17 protein-coding genes and 2 pseudogenes are annotated in these 23,813 nt (G+C 68.4%); 7 read left to right on the forward strand and 12 right to left on the reverse strand.

Annotation, left to right across the window (positions count from 1 at the left end):
- Positions 1 to 47 precede the first annotated feature (47 nt).
- Positions 48 to 2,225, reverse strand: a complete 2,178-nt coding sequence (locus ABEB03_RS28070) for a SpoIIE family protein phosphatase (protein WP_345655300.1) — start codon at positions 2,223 to 2,225, stop codon at positions 48 to 50.
- Between the two features lie 1,041 nt (positions 2,226 to 3,266).
- On the opposite strand from ABEB03_RS28070, the gene ABEB03_RS28075 reads away from it, so the two are divergent.
- Positions 3,267 to 4,148 (forward strand): M48 family metalloprotease, encoded by an 882-nt coding sequence (locus ABEB03_RS28075; protein ID WP_345655302.1) that lies wholly within the window; start codon positions 3,267 to 3,269, stop codon positions 4,146 to 4,148.
- Positions 4,149 to 4,271: 123 nt separating this feature from the next.
- Here ABEB03_RS28075 and ABEB03_RS28080 read toward each other — a convergent pair whose 3' ends face one another.
- Positions 4,272 to 5,123: a LysR family transcriptional regulator gene (locus ABEB03_RS28080; protein ID WP_345655304.1), complete on the reverse strand. Its 852-nt coding sequence runs from the start codon at positions 5,121 to 5,123 to the stop codon at positions 4,272 to 4,274.
- A gap of 95 nt (positions 5,124 to 5,218) precedes the next feature.
- Between ABEB03_RS28080 and ABEB03_RS28085 the strand changes: the two genes are divergently transcribed.
- From ABEB03_RS28085 to ABEB03_RS28090, 3 genes and pseudogenes are all read left to right on the forward strand, one after another.
- Positions 5,219 to 5,950 carry an SDR family oxidoreductase gene (locus ABEB03_RS28085; RefSeq protein WP_345655307.1) on the forward strand — a complete coding sequence of 244 codons (732 nt, stop codon included), beginning with the start codon at positions 5,219 to 5,221 and terminating at the stop codon, positions 5,948 to 5,950.
- Positions 5,951 to 6,355: 405 nt separating this feature from the next.
- A pseudogene (locus ABEB03_RS45440) lies at positions 6,356 to 6,526 on the forward strand (IS982 family transposase); the annotation flags it as partial.
- A 196-nt stretch (positions 6,527 to 6,722) separates the two neighbouring features.
- Positions 6,723 to 7,592, forward strand: coding sequence for a calcium-binding protein (locus ABEB03_RS28090; protein WP_345655309.1), 870 nt, complete (start codon positions 6,723 to 6,725; stop codon positions 7,590 to 7,592).
- 562 nt (positions 7,593 to 8,154) lie between these two features.
- Here ABEB03_RS28090 and ABEB03_RS28095 read toward each other — a convergent pair.
- A complete protein-coding gene (locus ABEB03_RS28095) occupies positions 8,155 to 8,880 on the reverse strand; it encodes a hypothetical protein (RefSeq protein WP_425589311.1) in 726 nt (241 codons plus the stop codon).
- Between the two features lie 347 nt (positions 8,881 to 9,227).
- On the opposite strand from ABEB03_RS28095, the gene ABEB03_RS28100 reads away from it, so the two are divergent.
- Positions 9,228 to 11,339, forward strand: coding sequence for a tetratricopeptide repeat protein (locus ABEB03_RS28100; protein WP_345655311.1), 2,112 nt, complete (start codon positions 9,228 to 9,230; stop codon positions 11,337 to 11,339).
- Between the two features lie 896 nt (positions 11,340 to 12,235).
- A complete protein-coding gene (locus ABEB03_RS28105; protein WP_345655313.1) occupies positions 12,236 to 12,919 on the forward strand; it encodes a non-ribosomal peptide synthetase in 684 nt (227 codons plus the stop codon).
- Positions 12,920 to 12,955: 36 nt separating this feature from the next.
- Here the strand turns inward: ABEB03_RS28105 and ABEB03_RS28110 are convergent.
- Positions 12,956 to 13,787 (reverse strand): annotated as a pseudogene (locus ABEB03_RS28110) (IS5 family transposase).
- Between the two features lie 60 nt (positions 13,788 to 13,847).
- On the opposite strand from ABEB03_RS28110, the gene ABEB03_RS28115 reads away from it, so the two are divergent.
- The gene (locus tag ABEB03_RS28115; RefSeq protein WP_345655315.1) at positions 13,848 to 14,312 is read left to right on the forward strand and encodes a nuclear transport factor 2 family protein; all 465 of its coding nucleotides are present in this window, start codon (positions 13,848 to 13,850) and stop codon (positions 14,310 to 14,312) included.
- A 461-nt stretch (positions 14,313 to 14,773) separates the two neighbouring features.
- Here ABEB03_RS28115 and ABEB03_RS28120 read toward each other — a convergent pair whose 3' ends face one another.
- The 8 genes from ABEB03_RS28120 to ABEB03_RS28155 form a co-directional block, all read right to left on the reverse strand.
- Entirely contained in the window at positions 14,774 to 15,238 is a 465-nt protein-coding gene (locus ABEB03_RS28120) for a response regulator transcription factor (protein WP_345655317.1), read from the reverse strand.
- Between the two features lie 68 nt (positions 15,239 to 15,306).
- Complete coding sequence (locus ABEB03_RS28125; RefSeq protein WP_345655319.1) at positions 15,307 to 16,683, reverse strand: phosphomannomutase/phosphoglucomutase; 1,377 nt, start codon at positions 16,681 to 16,683, stop codon at positions 15,307 to 15,309.
- Positions 16,680 to 18,326: a glycoside hydrolase family 13 protein gene (locus tag ABEB03_RS28130; RefSeq protein ID WP_345655321.1), complete on the reverse strand. Its 1,647-nt coding sequence runs from the start codon at positions 18,324 to 18,326 to the stop codon at positions 16,680 to 16,682. Before ABEB03_RS28130 ends, ABEB03_RS28125 begins: the two co-directional genes overlap by 4 nt.
- The gene (locus ABEB03_RS28135) at positions 18,323 to 19,540 is read right to left on the reverse strand and encodes a Gfo/Idh/MocA family protein (protein WP_345655323.1); all 1,218 of its coding nucleotides are present in this window, start codon (positions 19,538 to 19,540) and stop codon (positions 18,323 to 18,325) included. The genes ABEB03_RS28130 and ABEB03_RS28135 overlap by 4 nt, the downstream gene beginning before the upstream one ends.
- A complete protein-coding gene (locus ABEB03_RS28140; protein WP_425589314.1) occupies positions 19,537 to 20,553 on the reverse strand; it encodes a glycoside hydrolase family 130 protein in 1,017 nt (338 codons plus the stop codon). Before ABEB03_RS28140 ends, ABEB03_RS28135 begins: the two co-directional genes overlap by 4 nt.
- 63 nt (positions 20,554 to 20,616) lie before the next feature.
- Positions 20,617 to 21,510, reverse strand: a complete 894-nt coding sequence (locus ABEB03_RS28145; RefSeq protein ID WP_345655327.1) for a carbohydrate ABC transporter permease — start codon at positions 21,508 to 21,510, stop codon at positions 20,617 to 20,619.
- 1 nt (position 21,511) lies between these two features.
- A complete protein-coding gene (locus tag ABEB03_RS28150) occupies positions 21,512 to 22,468 on the reverse strand; it encodes a carbohydrate ABC transporter permease (protein ID WP_345655329.1) in 957 nt (318 codons plus the stop codon).
- A gap of 9 nt (positions 22,469 to 22,477) precedes the next feature.
- Positions 22,478 to 23,749 (reverse strand): extracellular solute-binding protein, encoded by a 1,272-nt coding sequence (locus ABEB03_RS28155; protein WP_345655331.1) that lies wholly within the window; start codon positions 23,747 to 23,749, stop codon positions 22,478 to 22,480.
- Positions 23,750 to 23,813: the final 64 nt, after the last annotated feature.

The following is a 23,813-nucleotide window of genomic DNA, read 5'->3' on the forward strand; positions in this document are numbered from 1 at the left end:
CGCCCCCCTCACGTGGTCGAAGCGCGCCACGCTCATCTCCGCGTGCGCTAATCGTCCAGTTCCGCCCAGACGGACTTGCCGGTGTCGGTCCACCGCACTCCCCAGCGCGTGGTGAGCTTGTGGACGACCTGCAGTCCGCGCCCGCTGTCGTCGAGCGCCCCACTGTGGCGCAGCCGCGGTCGGCCGGTTCCGCTGTCGCCGACCTCGCACGTCAGGCGGCCGCCGGCTTTCATCAGCCGCACCGTGACGGGCCCGGTGCCGAACAGGACGGCGTTGGTGACCAGTTCGCTGATCACCAGCAGCGCACTGTCCTGGGTCTGGTCGCTGACGCGCCATCGCCGTAGGGGAGGAAGGGCCAGGGCGCGGGCGCGGGCCGCGGTGTCGTCGCCGGCCGGTAGCTGCCAGGTCGCGGTGTCCTGGCTGCGGCGGCCGGCCATACGGGCGAGCAGCAGCGTCACGTCGTCTCGCCGGTGACCCTGCGGGGGCAGATCGGCGACCATGCGACGCGCAGTCTGCTGCAGGTCGTCCCAGGGATGCATCGCACGCACCATGTCGGTCAGACGGCTGATGCCGTCGTCGATGGAGGCCTCCTGATGCTCGACAAGGCCATCGGTGTAGAGGGCGAGAAGCGAGCCGGGCGGCGCGGTGAATTCCTGCACCTCGAACGGCTCCCGCACGGCGAACTCAGTGCCCAGGCCCGGGTGAGGCTGCGTCGTGATGGTCACGGCGGACCCATCGGGATGGACGAGGACCGGGGGCAGGTGGCCCGCGTTGGACATTACGACCCGGTGGTCGATCGGATCGTAGACGGCGATGCAGCAGGTCGAGCCCAGCGCGCTGTAGCCGGCCGCAAGGCCCGCGTCCGAGTCGTCCAGGAGCGTGACCGTCTCGTCCAGACGCTCCAGTACTTCCCCGGGGCCCAGCCCCGCCGACAGCAGTGCCCGGGCCTCCACGCTCAGCTGGCCCATGGCCGCCGTGGCCCCCAGGCCATGTCCTACGACGTCACCGACCACCAGTGCGGTCCGGTCGCACGGCAGCGGGAAGCTGTTCACCCAGTCACCGCCGACGCCCGCACTGTCGGGAGTGGTGGGTTGATAGACGGTGGCGACTTCGATGGTGTCGCTGCCGGGCCGTGGTAGTAGCCGGCGCTGCAAGGCCAGGACCTGGGCGTGCTCACGCTGATGCTGACGGGCCAGGTCCACGTGACGCGCGGTTTTGGCCACGAGCTCCTGCAGGTCGAGCAGTTCGCTGTCGCGGAAGAGGCGCTCCGGCCGCCGCCAGACTTCCGTCACTCCCAGCACGATGGGCCCCGGCGTGCCTTCCGGCCCGTCCACGACCAGCGGTATGCAAGCGACACTCGCCGGTCGGTCACCAGGTACCAAGGCGCGCGCCAACCGTGGATCGCTGAGTACCCGCTCGATCGCCTCACGGTCGGGAATGATGATGGCCTGCGGCACGTCGTCGCGTGTGACCGCGCCGACCAGCAGACGGCTCGCTTCACGGGGAAGGTCGTCCCCGCACGTCAGATATCCCTCCGGCCAGGCCCGGTCCGGCACCAGAGCCGCCCGCCGGAGCCGGATGCGCTCCCGCGCATGCTCGGTGACAGCCTCTCCCGTCCACACGGCGAAATCGAGATCGACGGCGGCCACGTCCCCCCAGGCCAGCAGCGACTGGGCCAGGGACTGCGCGGTCTCGCCGATGTCCAGTGACGTCCCGATCGCGGTCGCAGAGGCGTAGAGGTGCAGCCGCTTGGCCATGGCGATCAGGGAGACCGTCAGACCTCCGCGCGGTGCCGCGGCCGGCAGGATGCTCATCGAGACCACCAGCTCTGTCCCGTCGTCCCGCCGCAGACGCTGGACCCGGGCGACGTGCGGCTCCTGCGTCTCGAGTACCTTCCGCAACCGCTGCGTGACCGTCGGTACGTCCCCGGGAGGCAACAGTTCGGCGAAATCGGCCTTCGGCGCGAGGTGCACCCCCGCGAAAGGAGCAGCGTCCAGATTGCAGCTGGTGACTTTCAGATCCCGGTCGAGGTTGACCGCCCCGAGGATCTGTTCCTGACCCCCGTTTTCCGGGCTCTCGACTGCGGGCCGATGGACACCGGGATCGCTCTGCGTAGCGGCAGGCCCTGTGTCCGTCGTGGATCCGGCCCCGCGGAGGTAGTCCGCCAGGGCACCGCTGACCATGTCGAACGGTGAGGCAGACGAAGCGGAGGGTGTGGAGTCCATTCAGGTCACTCAGCTCGCTGACTCCGGCACACGCCGGAGAGGCATTCCCGAGTCCGTGCGCGATGGAGCCCCGAGATCCCGTACCGCACACCTCCTGGATAGCACAAACGCCGTCTTCGCCGAAGGGGTGAGGGAATCGGGGGCGAGGGCTAGCAGAGGCAGGAAAGCAGGTAGTCACGGACGCACACCCTGCGTCGCCGTATCCGCGGGCCGTGACAGATCCACTGCACTCAGAGCAGCCGGCAAGCCGCGCACCGACACGGCGGGCCGGCTTGGGCGCACCTTGAGCAAGCCTGCCGTGGGTGGCGGGCGAGGGGCCCACCCGACCGGCCGCAACTGCTCGCAGCTTCCCGCGGCGCGGGCGTCCGACTCCCGTGGCGGGTGACGGGTTGTTCTTGCGCCCGGCCGGGGGCAACGATCGGGCCCTTGAACCGGCAAGCGCCACCATGAGCGATTCGGAGCATCCTCGCGCTCCCGTGCCGGTCGTCGCCGCTCGGTCGCGCGTACACGTTGTGCTGGGTAGTCATCGGATCCTCCTGCCTGGTCCGCGTGCTGTCGACCGCCGCTCCTGGTGTCAGGGCTTGGCAAAGGCCGGTGCCCAGGCGTTCCGGTGGGGGCCGTACCGAACCATGATCGTCGTTCATGGATCATGAGCAGGACCCGGTATGCCCTCGATGCCGTCAACGGCTGCCGGAATTGGACTCCCGCTTCAGCGTGTGGTGCCCCGCCTGTGGCTGGAACGTCGACCCCCTGGCCGACAACGGAGATGCGAGGCGCGGTGGAGCGCGCAGGCAGGAGCGGCAAGAGCGGATATTGTGCCGGGTCTTGTCCCGGGGCACGCGAAAGGCTTGGTCCTGCCCGCCGTTGTGGGCGGCGTTCGTCCTCGCAACGGCGGTCAACCTGGTCACGGTCGCGTTGACGGTTGCGGGAGTGTGGCTGGTTGCGGCCGGAGCCAATTGGCCACAGCGGCTCGTAGGCGGTTTGGCGCTCGTCCTCGCGCTGGTCCTGCGGCCGCGTCCCGGAAAGCTGCCGAGAAACACTTTGGACCGCGCTGCCGCCCCCGTGCTCCACGCGCTCGTGGACCGGGTCGCCGCCGTCACCGGAATCCGGCGGGTGGACGCGATCGCCGTGGACCAGGGCTACGGCTCGCGCTGCGTCCGGGTCGGGCTGCGTCGACGGCGCGTACTGGTACTCGGACTGCCTCTGTGGGAGGTCCTGACGACCGATCAACGCCTCGCCCTCCTCGGCCACGACCTTGGACGCAGCTCCGGGACAGGAGTGAGCACGGTGTGGATCGAGACGGCGCTGGACGCGCTCTCCACCTGGGCCGACATCGTGCGCTCCAGTCCCGAAGCCGACAAGGCGCGTATGGAGGCACTGGACTCGCACATTTTCGACGCAGGGGCGACCGCAATGGGCCGCCAGAACAACACCGCCAACATAGGGGCGGCACTTGCCGCGCCGCTCCAGGACGCACTGTCCCAGGGCGCCCTCCTGCTCCACCGCCTGCTGAACCGACTCAGTGAACAGTCCGGAGGGCTGACCGAATACCGGGCCGACGAAGCGGCCGCCCGTACCGCCTCCTCCGACGCGGCCGAGGAACTGCTCCAGGTGCTGCTGCTCCGAGAAACCGCCCTCGCCGCTCTTGCACGGGCAGCTCGCGGCACCACCGACATATGGCAACAGCTGCGCGACGCCGTGACTTCGGTACCCGACACCGAACGGGAACGCCGCCTGCACGTGTCGCGCCTCCGCGACGGCGAAACACCGCCCGTCCCTCTCCGCCTCCGCTACATCCGCGCGCTGAACGTGGCGCGGGCAGCGGTCGACGTGAGTGACGAGGAGACACGTGCCATCGAAGCGGAGCTGGAGCCGACCCGCGCCCTGTTCACCGCCGAACTGCGCAACGCGGCCAACTGCTAGCTTGATCTTCAAGCTGTGCGGCGTGGTCGTGGGGTAGTTGCCTTCTTCGTCCGCTGCTTCACTGCCGGTCCTTGCCGCCTGAGCCGGGCCGCGATGGCTGGAGCCTGGCCGGGCGGGTGGGAGCTATTGGAGACGTGTCGCAGTCCGGATGAAGTCGGCGACGGCTCTGGACCGGCTGTGCGGTGGCCAGGCGATCACGGTGGTGACTGTCGGCGCGTCCAGCACGGGCACGGCGGCGAGGTCACCGTGCAGTTGGGCTCGGCACGACTCCGGTGAGACCGCACAGGCACGGCCGAGCGCGACGAGCTGCAACAACTGCGCATGGTCGCGGACCTGCGGGCCGGGTCCGGGCGGGTAGGAGCCGTCGGGGTCGGGCCAGCGTGGGAGGGGCAGGCCCGGCAGCCCAGTGATGTCGGCCATGTGCACATGGGCCCGGGCGGTGAGCGGATGCCCGGCCGGCAGGACCACGACCTGACTCTCCGTGCTGAGCTCTTCGGTGTGGAATCCGGCCGTCGAGTCGAACGGCCGGTGCAGCAGCGCCACGTCGGCCCGGCCCTCGCGCAGGAGTCGTTCCTGCTCGGCCGGACCGCACAGGATGACGTCGACGGGGACCGCGCCGGGTTCGGCGGCGTACGCGTCGAGCAGTCTTGCCAGCAGTTCCCTGGACGCGCTGGCCTTCGTGACCAGGACCAGGCCGGGACGGCCGGTCACGGACAGGGCGGCGCGGCGGGTCCGACGCTCGGCGGCCTCAACCGCGTCGAGAGCCGCCCGGCCCTCGACCAACAGCACCGAGCCGGCCTCGGTCAGTGTGACAGTGCGACTGGTCCGATCCAACAGCACTGCCCCGAGCCGGCGTTCGAGCCGCTGGATCGCCCGTGACAAAGGCGGCTGCGCGATCCCGAGCCGCTGCGCGGCACGCCCGAAGTGCAGCTCTTCAGCGACAGCGACGAAATACCGCAGTTCCCGGGTCTCCATCCGGCCACGCTATCCCGGATCAATACCCTGACGGTATCGTTGCGCACCCGATCGGTCTTGGACCCCAGCCGAGGCCCGCGGGCAGCATCGTCCCTATGACTGAACGGACGATCGCGCTGGTCACCGGCGCGAACAAGGGAATCGGCTACGAGATCGCCGCAGGCCTGGGCACCCTCGGCTGGAGCGTCGGCGTCGGCGCCCGTGACGAGCACCGCCGTAGCGCCGCGGTGGAGAAGCTGCGCGCCGCCGGCATCGACGCGTTCGCCGTACCGCTGGACGTGACCGACGACGCGAGCGCGACCGCCGCCGCACGGCTGATCGACGAACAGGTCGGACGCCTCGACGTGCTCGTCAACAACGCCGCCATCGCAGGCGACATGCCGCAGGAGCCCACCCGGATCGACCCCGCCACCATCCACACGGTCGTGGACACCAACGTGATCGGCGTCATCCGCGTCACCAACGCGATGCTGCCGCTGCTGCGCCGCTCCGCCGCACCACGGATCGTGAACATGTCCAGCAGCGTCGGCTCCCTCACCCGGCAGTCAGGACCCGCCGCCGAGCAGACGACAGGTCCGGTGTCCGCGGCGTACGCGCCGTCCAAGACGTTCCTGAACGCCGTCACCCTCCAATACGCCCGGGAGCTGAGCGGCACGAACATCCTGATCAACACCGGCTGCCCCGGCTACGTCGCCACCGACCTCAACGGCTTCCGCGGCGTGCGCACCCCCGAACAGGGCGCGGCGATCGCCATCAAACTTGCCACCCTGCCCGACGACGGCCCCACCGGGCAGTTCTTCGACGACGCCGGCGTAGTGCCCTGGTGATGGGCCCGGCGGCCATCACCCGCCGGACTGATGCCGCTGCGCCTACGCATCTCGAACAGATCCGTAGTGGCCGTCCCTGCCAACGCTCCGGCGCCCGGGGCAACGCCCCGCACCGCTACCGGCTCCAACAAGCGTGACCCGGGGATCCGCATCGCAAGACCTCACTGCTGTTCTCCGGTCCTCCGATCTGCCGAATCTCCGTGCGCTCGGTGTCAACTGGTCCTAAAACTCGGAGCAGGTGGCAACAAGGTCGACCATCCGGTGACAAGTGGCGCGCCCGCTGCGCCACCGAAGCCCAGGTCGGCCCGCAGAATTGGTGACACCTGTCTTGGCACGTCGCAGAAGGGATCGCCGGCGCGCATGACATGAAGCGAGGGAGTCCAAAGGTCGGTTGTCACGCCAGACCTGGGCTCCCTCGCGACCGCGCTCTACCTGACGCCCGACGACCTGCTGAAGGAATCGCCGTACCTGGCGCCGTGACGCCCCGTCATCGGGATCCCGCCCAGGCTCAGCGATGCCGAGCAGGTCGCCCTCGCGGTGATGCACGCCCTGCCCGGCTTCACCTCCGAACGCCGCCAGATCCACCCTCCTGCTCGTCCATCGCCCGACCCCCGTGATGGGTGGCGGGTTGTTTTCCCGTCCGGCCGGGGGCAACGATCGGGCCGGTTCGGCAGTCGTAGGGAGCGACACACATCGCTCTCCTGCGCTCGCCACCAACTGCCGTCGTCCGCAGCGTGGTTGGCAGCAAGGCCTGTCATCCCTGGGAGGATCCATGAGCCGCTTCGCCGCACCACCTGGCGACGGACAACGCGGCGGGCGCGACATCGCCCCGCCCGTCACCGCCGCACGTGCCAGACGACGCAAGCCCATAGGTCGCGCAACAAGCCGCGGTGTCGCGGTGGGGGCGGCCACCGTCCTGCTGGCGGGGGTCGGCGCCTCGGCCGACGCCGCGTCCGGTACCGCGTCCAGCGACCCGGTGGTCAGCGGTGCCACCGTCAACTCCGGACATGACGTCATCGTGGGTATCACGCACAACGTGCAGTTCCCCGTCACGGTCACCGGATCGGATGACTCCGGGCTGTCCTTCGCCGATGTGGATCTGAAGGGGCCCCACGGCGGCTTCTACACCACCGATGCGTTCTGCGAGACCGCGACGGCATGCACGATGGGGTTCACCGTCAACGCCCACCCTGCTCCGGGCAGCGACGACCCGGTGGACCTGGCCAACGCCAACGCGGGAACCTGGTCGGTCGACGCCTTGGTCGACACCAACGACGGCGTTTCCGTCTTTGCCCGCGGCGTGGCGTCGTTCGGCCTCAAGCGTGCCGCACAACTGACCGTCAACGCCTCACCGGAACCGGTGGCCAAGGGCGCTCGTATCACCGTCACCGGCAAGCTCGTGCGGGCCAACTGGGACACCTACCGGTATGCGGGATACACGGGTCAGGCCGTGAAACTGCAGTTCCGCCCGAAGGGCAGCGACACCTACACGACGGTGGCCACGGTGAACACCAGCAGCACCGGCACCCTTCGCACCACGGTCAAGGCCGTCAAGGACGGCTACTGGCGGTGGAACTTCACCGGCACCAACACCACCGGCCCGGCCAAGGCCACCGGCGACTACGTCGATGTGCGCCCCTGAACCGGCAAGCGCCACCATGAGCGACCGATGCGGTCCGGAACTGGAGGGATACGGCACGTCCTGAGTGAGCGTGCCCCCTGATTCCGGCCGCTCTTGTGCTCGGCGCCCCTGGATCCCGGAAAACTCCTCCAGGGCCCTGTCAGGCCCTGGAGGGGACGGGCACGCCTTTCAGAACGAGGTCTTGTCCGTCAGGCGCAAAGAAGTCGTGCGATGTGATCGTCAGATGCCGTGCCCGGGTTTCCGTCCCACACCACGTGTACGAGTCGCCTGTGCTGATGCGCTGGTGGGGTTCCGTTGTCGCCGCTTTCGACGGGGTCCTCACCTGCCTCCACCTCGTGCCACAGGGCCAGCCCCAGAGATCCCCTCTGCAGTGGTGCACGACCTCCGCCCCGGAAAGCTGGGGACCGTGCGTCCGCTTCAACAGCACCCCCGGTTGCACCGCATCCCCGAGCCAGAGCACGCGTGTGACCCCAGCTGGGAATGGCCGGCCGGGCCTGCTCACCGCCGACACCCGCTTCCCAGCGAACGGACAAGCCGTTGCTGCTCCTGCATCCTGGCCGCTTCATGAGGAACCGAGGCTGAAGGCCGGCAAAGCGGCAACTGCACTGAGATGGCGCCTCAGAGACTTCACCGAGAGGGAGACGAAAGGTACCGATGCCCTCAGCTCGAGGTCGTGCTCGGTGAACACGTCGACAGCGGCGGGCTGGTGTGGTCCCTCCAACACCAGGCTCACCGGAGGCTGGGCAAAATCTGGCACCACTCTGTGAAGCACCATGCTGGACATCGTGTACCGGCAGCCCTGGGCAAGACGGGCGTCGAAGACGCACCGAAGAGTCTGCGTACCCACGGGGACGAGCCGGTAGGACCGACCGTCCTCGGCGGGCCGGTAGCAGTACCCGAAGAACGACGTGCCACCTTCGGACTCCTGGAACTCTTGGTGCCGATAGGCCCCCGCGACGACAGTGGCGGCGAAGTCCCATCGGTGATTGTGGATACTCTCCCGGAAATCCGCCGCCGCTTCGCCACCGTCGCGCCAGACATGGAGCCGAAGCCGGTATCCAGGGGAGGTCAGAAGCACGATCTTGGCGAAGCCGTTAGGGTGCACGACCGAGCGGCGAACGACATCCGCGAATCGGTCCGCGTCGCTCATGATGTCGCGAACAAGGCCGGGAAACGCAGAGGGAAGAGACACCAGGGACAGAGCATCGGTGAGGGCTTCCTGCCGACCATCGACGTATTCTCTGATACACCTGGCCAAGTCTCGTTCAAGATCCGCGATCATACTCACCTGCCCGCTCCCCCTCCAGAACCCCTCACAACGGATGCAGCGTCCAGAGACCGTCACGGACTCGGGCAACCATGGAGAAGCCCGCATTCCGCTCCAGGATGAACGCCGCCCATCGATGCTCCACGATCTCACCGCCAGAGGATGCGAACAACGGATCGAATCAGACCTTCGCTGATATGTGACGACACCTCAGGCCACCGGGGCCAGGCCAGGTTTTCGGTGGCGTGGCTCTGTCGATGATCGAGAAACCGGCCACGGCGGGCTTGCACACAGCGAGGTACGAAGGACCTGTCACCCATGGTTGGGGCGGCGTACCTTGGTCGAACAAAGTGGCATCGCGGGGGAGCATGATGACTGCCAGGTACGACGATCACCTCGACTTCAGAGACAGCGAGTTCGCCGGACCAGTGGTCGGCAAGGTCGAGTACCACCAGTATCAGCCCGCGCCTACGGCGCTCGATTCACTGCCTGCGAGAGCAGCTGGATTCACCGGCCGCGACGACGAACTGCACGGGCTCCTCGAAGCACTCGACCCGACCCAGCCGGGTCCGCAGGCCGTGTTGGTCGCTGCAGTGTCGGGGCTCGGAGGAATCGGTAAGACGGCACTGGCAGTGGAGGCCGCCCATGAGGCCCGGAACCGCGGGTGGTTTCCCGGCGGCACGCTTTTCATCGATCTGCACGGCTACGACGACGCGCCTGTCACCGCCGACCTGGCACTGCAGTCGTTGCTGCGGGCACTCGGCACTCAACCGAAGCACATCCCTGTGCGGGCCGAGGAACGTGCAGCTTTCTACCGCACGGCGCTGGCCCGCCTCGCACGAGAGAAGGGACCCGCTCTGGTCGTGGCAGACAACGCGTCGTCAGTCGCACAGGTCCGTCCGCTGTTGCCCGGCGACTCCGCACACCGTCTCCTGACCACCTCACGGCACAAGTTCCCCACCCTCGGTGCACGTCTGGTCGCCTTGGACGAGTTGTCGACGGAAAGCGCGTGCGACCTGCTCGGACGCGCATTGCTTACGGCAAACCCCGACGATGCGCGCCTGATGGACGACAGTGCCTCGACGTCCGCTCTGACCAAGCTCTGCGGCTGTCTACCGCTCGCCCTGCAGATCGCCGCGGCCCTGTTGATCGCGGACCAGCGCATGCCCATCAGTGAACTCGGCCGCGCACTGAGCGCATCTCGCAACCGTCTTGACCAACTGGACGATGGGGACCGCAGCATGCGTGCCACTTTGGAACTCTCCTATCGCGCCCTACCGGAGCAACACGCCAGGCTGCTGCGCATGCTGGCTGTTGCGCCGGGCCCGGAAACCGGAATCGACGCCCTGACCGCGCTCCTGGGTGACGGCGAGTCACCGCTCGGCGACCTCGCTGCACTGGAACGGGCTCATTTGGTGGAAAGGGGCAGCGGCCGTCACCGATGGCGCATGCACGATTTGGTTCGCGAGTACGCGGTGGGTGCCGCGGAAGGCAGTGCCACGTTGGTGGACGAGGCCGCAGCCGCCCGGGGGCGGGTACTGGACCACTATCTCCAGCGCACAGCCGCCGCGGTCGCACGGCTGCGCTGGTGGCCCGGCACTGCCGTGTCGCGGAGGTTCGAGAGCCGGGCGCAGGCCATCTCGTGGCTCGACACGGAGCGAGCCAACCTACTGGCCACCATTCAGTGGGCCGTGGAGGCAGGCCACGCCAGCGCCGTGATCCAGCTAGGAGACATGCTGGGCAGATATCTGTACTTCCGCCGCTACTTCGACGAATTCGTTGTGATCAGCAGCTACGCCCAAGAGGCTGCTGAACGCATCGGCGATCACGAGGCCGAAGCCCGTGCCTGGAACGACCTGGGACTGGCCTTGCGGTCGGCGGACCGTCCCGACGAGGCCATCAGTGCCCTGGTACGCGCGCGTGAGCTGTCCAAGGCGGTCGGCGACCGCAATGGGGAGGCCTACGCCTGGAACTACCACGGCTCCGCGCTGCGTGTGGCAGGCCGGCTGCAAGAGGCCGCCGATGTCCTCGGCCAGGCCTGTGAGCTCTTCCAGGCCATGAATGACGGCAATGGCGAGGCCTACGTCTGGAACAATCTCGGCCTCACCCTTGTGGACATGGGCCGCCCCGAGGAGGCCATCGACGCGCACACACGGGCTCGCGATCTTTTCCGGGAGGCCGGCAACCGTGATCGTGAGGCCAAGGCCTGGCACAACACGGGATACGCGCTGTGGTGCACGGGACGAGTGACAGAGGCCGTACACGCATACGAGAAAGCTCTGGAGACCCACCGCGAGTTCGAGGACTGGCATGCCGTGGGCGAAACGCAACAGCACTTGGCAGAGGTCTACGAGGCCGTCGGCCGTCACACTGAAGCCCGCGCCTGCTGGCTTCATGCCGCTGACGCCTATCTGCAAGCGGACGCCGAGCGGGAAGCCGCCGAGTCCCGCGAACGGGCTGATGCTCTCCCGGCCACGTGACGCCACTCGCTCTCCACCCGCATGTGGCGCAGGCTCCGCCCCTCGGTCCCTCCTTCCGCCGGATACTTGCACACGGAGACTCGCACCAGAGCCAGGGCAGGCCTCCCGTCTCGGAGGCTGATCCGGCACGGCGCGATCAGCCGGCGCGCCTGGTGGATCGGTCGCCCGGGGCCGATGGCACCCCGTTCGAGATCCTCACTGTCGCGGAGCCCGACAGGGCTCGCCTACACCCGTCGAAGGCCGTGCCTGCCTGTCGCCGCCGGCTGCCGGCCAGAACGGAGCATCCTCACTGCTCCGAAAAGGAGACTCGACACTGCGGCGACAGAATGCCGCGGGGCCCGGGGCTGTGAATTCGCTAAGAGCTCGTAACAGGATCTTGTCGATGTGTCCTGCTTGGGCATGACCGATGTGATCCGGCCGGTCGCGTCGTGTGACACCTTGGTGGCGCCTGAACGATCGGGCTGTGGTGGTGGTTTGATCTGCACCAGTGTCAGTGGCTGCTGGCAGTATCGCCCGCTATGAAGATCACGCGTACTACGCCGCCGCGGCCGCTCGACGTGACCGCGCTCTTTCCTCAACTGGCGCCACTGGCCCGCACGGCGACTCGGTTGCACCCCGTTCCCGCATCCCCGTCCCCGCGTCGTAGCTCGGTCGGCGGTCCGCTGCTGTGGCCCGCCGATGAGCCCTGGCCACACTGCGACGGACCGCACGAGTGGTACGGAACGGACCCGCTCATGCCGTTGGCGGACCTGAAAGTGCTACGCCGGATCCGTGCCGCCGCGCAGGGCCGGGACTTCACCTCGCAGGAACGGGAAACCCTCGCCCGCATCAAGCCCTCAAGGACCTATCCGAGACCGAAACCGAGCCTCCGACCGTATGAAGGGTCGATAGCGCTGTTGCCGCTGGCGCAGTTCTACACACGGGACATCCCCGACCTGCGCACGCCCGCCGGTACGGATCTGCTCCAGGTGCTGTGGTGTCCTTTCGACCACCCGCCGAAGAGCTACATGCCCAAGACCGTGCTGTTTTGGCGGTCCGAAGCCGAGGTGACCAACGTCCTCACCGCGCCCCCGGAGCCGCCCGCGGTGCAGTACCAGGGCTACCTGCCCGAGCCGTGCCTGCTCCTCCCGGAGCAGATCACCGAGTACCCCCACCCTTCGGTGCTGAGCCCGGACATACTCAGCCTGCTCGATGACTGGGGCAGGTGGGAGGCCGCCGGTGACGTGGTGGACAGCCGCTACGCGTCGTACCCGGCGGAGTTCTACCGGATCAACCTCTGCGTGGCGCCGGGCTGGAAGGTCGGCGGCTGGGCCTCCTGGGGCTTGACCGACCCGATCCCTCAGTCCTGCCCCACATGCGACACCGAGATGAACCCCCTGCTGACCATCCCCTCGGCCGAATGGGGCAGCAGCGACCGCGGCTGGATCCCGTGCGAACTGCGAGAACCAGCGATTCCCACCAGGGGTGGTGAACCTCGCCTCGATCAGCCCGCCGCCATCCAGATCGGCCGCGGATACAAGCAACAGCTCTATGTCTGCCCAGCCTCACCCGAGCACCCCCACACCGAGCTGATGCAGTAAACACGACCTGCCCCACCATGTGAGCCCCTGACGTGATCAGGATCTGGCCTTCTTGAGGCGCCTCCAGCAAATGAGGCTGCAGCCCAACGAGACGAAGGCGTCATGGAGTTCGAGGCGTCGTTCCCATCGGATGCAAGGCGTTCGAACTGGTGGAGCAGGGCGAAGGTCTGCTCGACGACGTAGCGGAGCCTGCCCAGGCCCCTGATGTCCGGGGCGCCTTTGCGGGAGATCACCGGCAGGATTCTGCGGTGCCGCAACTGTCGGCGTACGGCTTTGCAGTCGTACGCCTTGTCGCCCAGGACGGCCTCGGGTCGCCGTCGTGGTCGGCCGGGCCGTCCGGCGGCGGGATGCCGTCGACCAGGTCGAGGGTCTGGGTGATGTCGTTGACGTTGGCGGCGGTGGTGATGACGTGGAGCGGGGCGCCCTTGCCGTCGCAGATCATGTGGCGTTTGCTGCCTGTCTTCCGCCGGACGACCGGCGACGGGCCGGTCGCAGCTCCCCCCTTTTTCACGCGGATGTGAGAGCCGTCCACGCACGCGCGGGACCAGTCGAGTTCGCCGGCCGCGTTCAGCTCGGCGCACAGGAGGCGGTGCAGTTCCTCAAAGACTCTGGCCTGCTGCCAGCGGTCCAGACGCCGCCAGCAGGTCTGTCCGGAGCCGAACTCCAGCTCCAGGGGCAGGAGCTGCCAGGCAATGTCCTGGTGCAGTACGCACAAGATGCCCTGCAGGCACAACCGGTCGTCCACCGGCTTCGGCCCCGGTGACCGCTCGGACCAGGGCGGGAGCAATGGTTCGATCCGTGCGCACAAGCCGTCGTCCACGATCCAAGGCCGAGTCGTCACACGACGCGAACGGCCGAATCGCCACATCGGTCACGCCCGAACAGGGCGCATCGACAAGATCCTGTTACGAGCTCTAAGGGAGGCTGAGTGCCAACGGCAGTCCTCCCGGAATCGATGCTGGTGCCATGGCAAGAGACCACAGCTGCTGTCAGTGGTGCCGGGCAGGATGTGGTCATGGAGCCTTCAAAGACCATTCAGATGCTTTGGGACCGCATGCAGGCCCGGGACTGGGCAGGCGTCGGCGAACTGCTGTCGGACGATGTGGTTGTGGAATGGCCGGTGAGCGGTGAACGCATCTGCGGCCGGGAGAACTACGTACGTATCAACGCGGAGTATCCGGAGGGATGGTCGATCAAGGTCCTTCGCATCCTGGCGTCCGGGAGCGAAGTCGTATCCGAGGTCGAGGTTCCTCACGACACGATGGGAATCCATCGGGTGGCGTCCTTCTGGACTGTCCACGACGGGCTGGTCGTCAGGGGGCGCGAATACTGGACGGAGCCAGGAGCGGAGCCTTCCCCGGCATGGCGGGCTCCGTACGTCGAGCGAATCTGACGGTCCTCAACTCATGGCCCGCTGCCCTCGCGGGCGGCCAGTCATGTACCCCCGCGAGCCGGAGTGCCTTCATCTCCGGTGAACACTCAACCATCCCGAGATCGTCATCTGCTGTCAGAGCCCATGTGCATTCGCTGTCTGTCGACGCGAACGAAGCCACCTGTTCCATCACCGACCGACCAGAGCCCGCTGGTGGGCGCGTTGCTTGGCAGTCTCGGAGATCGGAGACGAGGAAGGGGTACCCGTCTATGGGGCGCCGTCGGCGTGCCGACCTGGGGGCCCTATGCCTTTGGCCCAAGTCATCTGAGCTCCTGTGGGCCCCGGCGGGGGCGTCAGTTGTCCGCGGCGATGCCCGGTCTCGGTGCATTCGCAGGTCCAGCATGGCGCAACATCAGGGCACGGAGCAGTTCCCACAGCTCGTCCGGCACCAGCCGCTCGACGATTCCCACAGGCTGTCGTGCCTACGGCTTGCTTGAGCAGTCGGTCTCGGTCCAGGTCGCCTGGAGGTCGCGGCACACGATGGTGAGTGTGCCGTCCCAGCAAGCGATCTCGTGGTTGCAGCCGTCTCGGTGCGGCAGGATCTCGTCGAGAATCACGGTTCCGAGGTCCGTCGCGGCGGCGTCGACGGGATCGACGGCGAAGCGGGACACGCCTGTGTAGTGGATGACCAGGTCTTGATCGTGCTTCCAGCAGTTGTGCCGGAACTCGACCTCCATCTCCTCGTCGCCGGCGCCCCGGACGGCCTGAAGCGCCAGATCTTTCACGCATCGCCTGCTCAGGAAGTCGTAGTGGTCACTGTCGGTCGCGAAAGCCCGGGCTCCAGCTGGCAGGTCAGCAGAGATCGAGGGCAGGTGCTCCAGATAGGCAGCCGGGTCCAAGACCCCTGACAGGTCACCGACCTGAGCATCGACATCGACGTACTCCATCGGCCTGCGCCCCCGATCGTGACGTACTGCTGGCGATGGCCATGACACCAGATTCCGGCGGCACCGTCTCAGCGGCGCACCAGTGCCAGGACCTCGTCCCGCACCCGGGCGAGTGCGTCCGTGTCCACCGCCTCCACGTTGAGCCGAAGCATCGGTTCGGTGTTGGAGGGGCGCAGGTTGAACCACCAGTCGGTGGCGGAGACGGTCAGGCCGTCGAGTTCGTCGCTGGTCACCCCGGTCCGGGCGGTGAAGGCGTCGCGTACGGCCGCGATGGTGGACTTCTGGTCGTGGACGGTGCTGTTGATCTCCCCCGACGCCGCGTAGCGCTGGTAGCGGCGCACCAGGTGGGACAAGGGTTCCTGCTGTGTGCCGAGCGTGGCGATCACGTGCAGGGCGGCCAGCATGCCGGTGTCGGCGTTCCAGAAGTCGCGGAAGTAGTAGTGCGCCGAGTGCTCGCCGCCGAACACTGCGCCCGTGCGGGTCATCTCGGCCTTGATGAAGGAGTGGCCCACCCGTGTGCGGACCGGTTCTCCACCGAGTTCGCGGACCACTTCGGGCACGGTCCGGGAGGTGATCAGGTTGTGCAGGACGGTGCTTCCCGGGTGGGCGGCCAGGAGGCGGGCGGCGATCAGCGCGGTCACGGCGGAGGGGGCGACGGCCTCGCCGTGCTCGTCGACCACGAAGCAGCGGTCGGCGTCGCCGTCGAAGGCGAGCCCGAGGTCGGCCTCGTTCTCGCGTACGGCGCGTTGCAGGTCGACGATGTTGGCCGGGTTCAGTGGGTTGGCCTCGTGGTTGGGGAAGGTGCCGTCGAGTTCGAAGTACAGGGGGACGATGTCCACCGGCACGTCGCGGAAGACGGCGGGCACGGTCAGGCCGCTCATGCCGTTGCCGGCGTCCACCACGATCTTGAGGGGGCGGACGGTGCTGACGTCGACGAGGCCCAGGAGGTGGGCCGCGTAGTCGGCGAGCAGGTCGCGCCGGGTGACGGATCCGGTTGCGCGGTCCGGGGACGGGAGGGGCTCGCCCGCTGCCCAGGACTCCACGAGCGTGCGGATGTCGCGCAGTCCCGTGTCCTGACCGATCGGTGCCGCACCGGCCCGGCACATCTTGATGCCGTTGTAGCGGGCGGGGTTGTGGCTGGCGGTGAACATCGCGCCGGCCCGGTCGAGGTGGCCGCTGGCGAAGTACAGCTCGTCCGTGGAGCACAGGCCGATCTCGATGACGTCGGCTCCCTGCCCGGCGGCACCCTGGGCGAAGGCACGTGCCAGAGCGGGTGAGCTGGGGCGCATGTCGTGCCCGGTGACGATGGCTGTGGCGCCGGTTGTCTCGACGAAGGCGGCGCCGAACAGCCGGGCGAGGTCCTCGTCGAGCTGATCAGGGACGATGCCACGGACGTCGTACGCCTTCACCAGTGCGGAGAGGTCGACGCCTGGTCCCGTGTTCACTGTTGGTACTCCTTGTAGGTGATCCAGACCGCGGTGTCCTGAGGGACGGCGCGGTCGTCGAGCGGTGCGCTGGACAGCAGTACCTCGGCGTGATCGTCCAGGGGGACGGGCCGTGGTCCGAAGTTGACCAGGCAGTGCAACCCGGCCGCCCGTTGGAAGGCGAACCACTCGCCGTTCTCGGGGCCGTGGATCCGTAGTGCGGTGTCGGATGCGGGATGGGCGCGCCGTAGGCGCATTGCTGCCCTGTACAGGGCCAGCATGGATCGCTCGTCCTCGTGCTGTGCCGCGACGGTGAGTTCCGCCCAGTCGGCGGGCTGCGGGAACCAGCAGTTCTCCGCGGTGGCGTCGCTGAAGCCGTACGGAGGGACGCTCCCCGCCCAGGGCAGGGGTACGCGGCAGCCGTCGCGTCCCCGTTGGAGGTGTTCGGAGCGTACCCACAGGGGGTCGCGGATCCGGTCGTCGGGCACGAGGGCCTGGGGCAGGCCCAGTTCCTCGCCCTGGTAGATGTACGCCGCGCCCGGCAGGCCCAGCATCAGCAGCGCCGCCGCACGGGCGCGTCGTCCGCCGAGCCGGCCGCCCCCGTAGCGGCTGACCGGACGGATCGCGTCGTGGCTGGAGAGCACCCAGGTGACGGGGGCGCCGACGGCCTGCATGGCGCGTGCCGACTGCTCGACGACCTCCCGCATCGCGGGTCCGTCCCAAGGGCATTCCAGGAAGGCGAAGTTGAACGTCTGCTGCATCTCTCCCGGTGCGACGTAGCGGGCGAGGCGTTCACGGTCGAAGATGCCTGCCTCGGCAACCATCAGGCGCTCGGGTGGGGCCACCGCCCCGGCGGGGGCGGGGTGCCGGTCCAGCAGGGCGCGCCAGTCACGGAACAGCGGGTGCAGTTCCTCCTGGTCGTAGTAGGGCATCAGGTGGTTGCGGTGGACGTCCTGGTGCTGGCCGGGGCCGGCGTCGGGCAGGCCTTCGGCCTTGAACAGGGTGTGGGCGACGTCGACGCGGAAACCGTCGACACCGCGGTCCAGCCAGTGTGTGAGGATGCGCTCGAACTCGGCGACGACCTCGGTGTGGCGCCAGTCGAGGTCGGGCTGCTCCGGTGCGTGCAGGTGCAGGTACCACTGTCCGGGGCGGCCGTCCGCCTCGTCGATTCTGGTCCAGGCGGGGCCGCCGAACGCGGACTGCCAGTCGTTGGGCGGCAGTTCGCCTTTCTCGCCGAGGCCGTCGCGGAAGATGTAGCGCGCTCTGGCCGGCGTGCCGGGGCCGGCGGCGAGCGCGTCCTGGAACCAGGGATGCCGGTGGGAGGTGTGATTGGGAACGACGTCGACCAGGACCTTGATGCCCAGCGCGTGTGCCTTCGTCACCAGGGCGTCGAAGTCGGCGGGCGTCCCGAGGTCGGGCGCGACGCCGGTGTGGTCGCAGATGTCGTAGCCGCCGTCCGCCAGCGGCGAGGGGTAGAACGGGGTGATCCACACCGCGTCGACTCCGAGGTCCGCCAGGTGGTCCAGGCGGGCGGTGGCTCCGGGCAGGTCGCCGGTGCCGTCGCCGTCGCCGTCGGCGAAGGCACGAGGGTGGATCTCGTAACAGACGGCCTCCCTCCACCAGACAGAGTGGCCGTCGTCGAGGAGCAGGTCGGGCACTGTCATCCGATGCCTCCGGCCGGGGCCGCGGCGGTGAGGGCGACGGTCCGGCCGCTCTGCGCGGACGCGGTGGCCGCCCGCGCCACGGCCACGGCCGTCAGCCCGGCGCGGGCGTCGGCCTGTGGTGTGCCGCCGTGTGCCGCGCAGTGCAGGAGGTCCGTCATGGCCGCCCGCACGCTCTCGGCGTACACGTGCGGTTTGCGGTCCTCGCCGCCCAGGTCGACGACGCAGTCGACCCGGTGCGGGACGCTGCGTGTGATTCCTCTGCCGCGGGCCGGGCGGGAGGAGCCGGCCTCGCGTGCCACGGTCACCGTGACGTGTTCCTCGCCGTGCGGGCGCAGGCCGGGGACCGCGAGGAGTTCGGCGGCCCGTGCGGGCAGCGCTTCCCAGCGGGCCGCGCCCGCCTCGTCGGTCCACACGGTGAGTGTCGCGTACGTCGGGATCCAGCCGGTGACCCGGGCTTCGGCGAATCCGTAGTCCAGTCGCATCAACTGCCGCTCGGCGCGGTGCGCGTGGGTGAAGGAGTGGGTGTGGGTGGCGACGGTGCCGCCTGGATGGACGGCGGTGGCCACCACGATGTCCACCGGGCCGTCCGGGCGCCGTACCTCGGTTCCCTGCACTTGGAGCGGGCCGCTGCCCATCAGGGCGTTGGCGGCGTCGAAGAAGTGCACACCGTGCTCGACGTGGATGCCGCCGCTGTGCTCCGGATCCCAGAACCAGTGGTCCGGGCCGAGGTCCTCGTCGGAGGCGTCGTTCTCGAAGGCGAACCGGCGCAACGGGTCCAGCAGTTGTTCCTGCCCGAGGCGTTGGAGCAGCCGCAGGAGGGGGTTGTAGCGCAGCACATGGTCGACGACGAACACCCCTGGCGAGGTGCGGCTCACCGCCTCGACGCGCGCGGCGTCCTCGACGGTGAGCGCCATCGGCTTCTCGCAGAAGACGTGCTTGCCCGCCCGCAGGGCGGCCACCGCGCCGTCCGCGTGAGCGGCCGGCGGGGTGGCCAGGACGACCACGTCGACGTCGGGGAGGGCTGCCACGTCCTCCACCCGTGCGTAGGCGGTGGCGCCGTGGCGGGCCGCGAGTTCCGCGGCCCGGCCCCGGTCGGCGTCCGCGCACGCGATGACCCGGAGAGAGGGGATGTCGCGTATCGCGTCCAGCACGAACGAGCCGAAGGCACCGCAGCCGACCAGCGCGACGCCGTGCCCTGCGGGGCTGGGGCTCACTCGGACCGGTCCAGGCGGGCCACGCCGATGTGCGCGTCGGCCATCCCGTAGAACACGTAGCGCACGCCGTCGATCTCCTCGATCGCGGTCGGGAAGACCACGTTGGGGACGGTGCCGGAGCGCTCCTCCTCGGTCTCCGGGGCCATGAGCGGTTCGGCGGTGCGGGCGATGACGCGGGCCGGGTCGGCGGGGTCGAGGATCATGGCGCCGGCCGCGTAGTTGACCGTCTGCACCTGGGCGAACGGGTCCTCGATGGTTCCGGAGACGCCATGGTGGATGAGCAGCCAGCCCTCGTCGACCCGGATGGGGGCCGGACCGGCGCCGATCTTGAGGTCTTCCCAGGGGTGTTCCGACAGCGCGACCAGGCGGTGGTGGCGCGGGCGGGTCAGGGCGCTCAGGTCCTGCTTCACCTCGTCGACGGGCACGTACGAGATCCAGATGCCGGGGCGCTCGTCGGTCACTCCGGCGGGCAGGTGCACACCCTCGCCCGGCCGGAACCAGCCGAGGTCCCACATCGGGCGGTGCAGCATGGCGTAGGAGAGCGCGCCGTCCGGGCCCGGTACGGGCTCGGGGAAGTGCACGACGTCCTTGTTGGGGAAGAGGTTGAGGTCGGTGTCCAGGTCCGCCTGGTAGGCGAACTGGATGGGCCCGAGGCGTTCCCAGGTGAGGAGGTCCTCGGAGACGGCGAGGGCGGGCTTGGGTCCGAGCGGCCCGTAGGCCACGTACGACATGACGTAGCGGCCCAGATCCTCGATCCAGGTGGTGCGGGGGTCCTCCACGCCGGCGTTGTTCTTGCCGCGCTCCCAGCCGGCGTCGGGTGCCAGCACCACGCCACGGCGCTCGACTCCGGTGGGGACACCGTCCTCGAGGGTGACTTCGGCGAGACCGACGCGGGAGACGTTGCCCTCGGAGACCAGGCGCGGCAGCAGGTGCAGCGTGCCGTCGGGGGTGCGTCCGGAGGCCGGGTTGAGAACGCCCTCGGCCTCGTTGGCCTCGCCGGGCAGCGGGGACATCACGACGCCGACACGGGTGAGGGTGTAGGGAACAGAGGGGGTGGTGCTGTGGGACACGGGGGGTCAGCCCTTCGTTGCTGAGTCGATGTCGGTGGAGGTGAAACGGCTCTGGAAGATCACGTAGAGGGCCACGGCCGGTGCGGCGAGCACGCACGCCCCGGCGAGGATGGCGCCGAAGGGGTTGGCGGCAGCGGAGGCGACGGTGCTGATGTAGTTCGCCAGGGAGACCGCCAGGGGTTGCATGTCCTGCCGCTTGGTGACGAGGAACGGCCACAGGAACTCGTTCCAGGGCCCGGTGAAGCTGAGCAGCACGACCGACAGCAGGGCCGGTTTGCACAGCGGCACCGCGATGCGGAACAGGATCTGCAGTTCACCGGCGCCGTCCAGGCGGGCCGCCTCGAACAGGGCGGGCGGCAGTTGCAGGAAGAACTGCCGGAAGATGAAGACTGCGCTCGTGTTGATCGCGAAGGGCAGGATCATGCCGAGGTAGGAGTCGGCGAGACCGTAGTCGCGGACGATCAGCACGTACAGCGGGATCAGCAGCAGTTGGAAGGGTACGACCTGGACCAGCAGGACCAGGGCGAAGGTCGAGCCACGGCCGCGGAAGTGCAGCCGGGCCAGGGCGTAGCCGGCGAGCAGACCGAACACGGTGGTGCAGATGATGACCCCGCCGGTGAAGATGCCGGAGTTCACCAGGGAGCGTCCCAGCGAGATCGCCGAGTTGATCGCCGTGTAGTTGTGCAGGCTCAGGTTCGCCGGGTTCGGGAACGCGCCGGACGGGCTGGAGTCGGGCTCCTTCTGCAGGGAGCCGATGATCATGTAATAGAAGGGGAAGAGGAAGGCGATCGCGCCGATGAACAGGGCGATCCGTGATCCGATCGACCGTGGACGGGTTCGCGGGGTGTGCTGGGTGGGACGCTGCTCGTCGATGGGACGAGGCGCACTGTCGGCAGTCATCTCAGTCCCTCTCCACGAACCGTCGGTACACGAGTGAGATGGCGGTGACCAGGATGACCAGGATCACGCCGATGGCCGCCGCCTCGTCCGGGTGTCCCTGCTGCAGTCCCCGTTGGTACATCAGCAGCACGGGCGAGGTGGTCGCGCCGTCGGGTCCGCCGCCGCTGGTCAGCAGGTAGGGCTCGGTGAACAGGTTGGCGCCGGTCACGGTGGCGAGGATCAGGACCAGGAGTGTGGCCGGGCGCACCGCCGGGACCGTGATGGAGCGGAAGATGCGCAGGCGTCCGGCGCCGTCGATGGCCGCCGACTCGTAGAGCTCCTGGGGCACGTTCTGCAGTGCCGACAGGTACAGCACCACGAAGAAGCCCAGTTGCTTCCAGGCCACGAAGACCGCCACGAGCGGCATGGCGAGGTGTGAGTTCACCAGCCAGGACGGATGCGGCGCCAGCGATCCGAGTGCGTTGTTGACCAGGCCGTCGGAGTTGAACAGGAACATCCACACACCGACGACCGCGACGCTGGCGGTGACGTAGGGGATGTAGTACGCCGTGCGGAAGAACGACCGGAAGGGCAGCTTCTTGTTCAGCGCGCTCGCCAGGACGAGGGACGCGAGCACGGTCAGCGGCACGTTGATGACCAGGAAGACGGCGATGTTGTAGAAGGACCGCCAGACGGCAGGGTCGGTCAGCACCGTCGTGTAGTTGTCCAGTCCCACGAAGGGCCGGTCGACCTGGACGCCGGGTGCCGCGAAGAAGTAGTCGTGGAAGGACATCCACACGGCGAAGCCGAGGGGATACACGAAGATCGCGGCGAGATAGAGCACGTACGGGGAGACGAAGAGCATGCCGATGGGCTGGTGGCCGCCGAGCCGCAACCGCCAAGGCTGCCTGGGCCCCGGCTTCCTGCTCCCGGTCCCGGCGTTGTGCCGGGACCCGTGAGTGTCAGAGGCAGTGGACATGGCGGGTGCTCACTGGCCTTCCGCGAGCTTGTCCACCTTGGCCGCGGCACCCTTGAGCGCGGAGTCGAGGTCACCCTTGCCGAAGATGACGGCCTTGGTGTAGGCGTCGCGGAACGTCTGCCACACCTCCACGGAGTTGGGCACGTTGGGTGCCTCGACGGTGTGCTCGGCCTGCTGTGCGAAGACCTCGTACTCCTTGTGCGAAGCGAAGTAGGAGGGGTAGGCAGCCGCCAGGTCGGTACGCATCGGCATCTGGCCGGTCGCCTCGAGCAGCTTGCCGTCCTGCTCCTTGCCGGTGGCGAACTTCATGACGTCCCAGGCCGTCCCGCGGTTCTTGCAGGAGGTGTACATGCCGATGGACTTCTCGTCGCTGAAGGTGCCCTTGCCGGGGGTGCCCTCGGCGGTGGGCACCGGCACGGCGCCCCAGTTGACCTTGTCGCCGTAGACGGAGACCGCCCACGGACCCACGGTGGCCATGGCGGCCTTGCCCTCGGCGAAAGCATCGCCGTTGTACGTCTCCTTGGGCGCCAGGCCGTCGGCGTACATGGTCTTCCACATCTGGGCGGCCTTGATGCCGTCGGGCGAGGCGAACTGCGCCTTGCCGTCCTCGACCAGCTGCTTGCCGGTCTGCGCCGCGAACATCGGGTAGTAGTCGAACCAGGACTGGTAGAACTCGGACGTCGGAGCCGGCCAGATCGCGGCCTTTGCGGCCTTGCTGTCGACGAGCTTGTGCGACGTGGCAAGGAAGTCCTTGTAGCTGGACAGCTTGGGGTGCTTCGGGTCCAGCCCGGCCTTCTTGAACAGGTCCTTGTTGTAGAAGATCATCACCGGGTTGCTCTTCCACGGCATCTGGTAGTACTTGCCGTCCGGCGACGCGTACTGGGAGAGCCTGTCGCCGACCCGCTCCTGCAGGTACTTCTTGCCGTCGGGGAACTCGTCGAGCGCCACGAGGCCGCCCTGCTTCTGGAATCCGGGTACGGCGGCCGGGGCGGTGTTGAGGACCAGACACGGCGCGTTGCCGGCGGTGATCGCCGCTCCGATGACCTCCTCGGAGCTCTTGCCCGCGGGGATCTCCTGAGCGGTGACCTTCTCCTTGGGATGAGCGGCGTTCCAGTCCGCGACCATCTTCTTGCCCCACGCGACTTCCTGCGCGTTGTTGGAGTACCAGATGGTGATCGGACCGCGCGCGTCGTTGGAGGCGCTGGAGTCCGAACCGCCGCCGCCGCACGCGGAGAGCGCCAGGGCGGCCACGGGCAGCATGGCGAGGAGGGCCTTCTTCATTGGAGGTTCCGTTTCTAGCTGAATGAATCTTGCGGTGCGGGACGGCCGGTGCCCGTCTGCCCCG

It is taken from the genome of Streptomyces siamensis, assembly GCF_039543605.1.
GTDB lineage: Bacteria > Actinomycetota > Actinomycetes > Streptomycetales > Streptomycetaceae > Streptomyces > Streptomyces siamensis.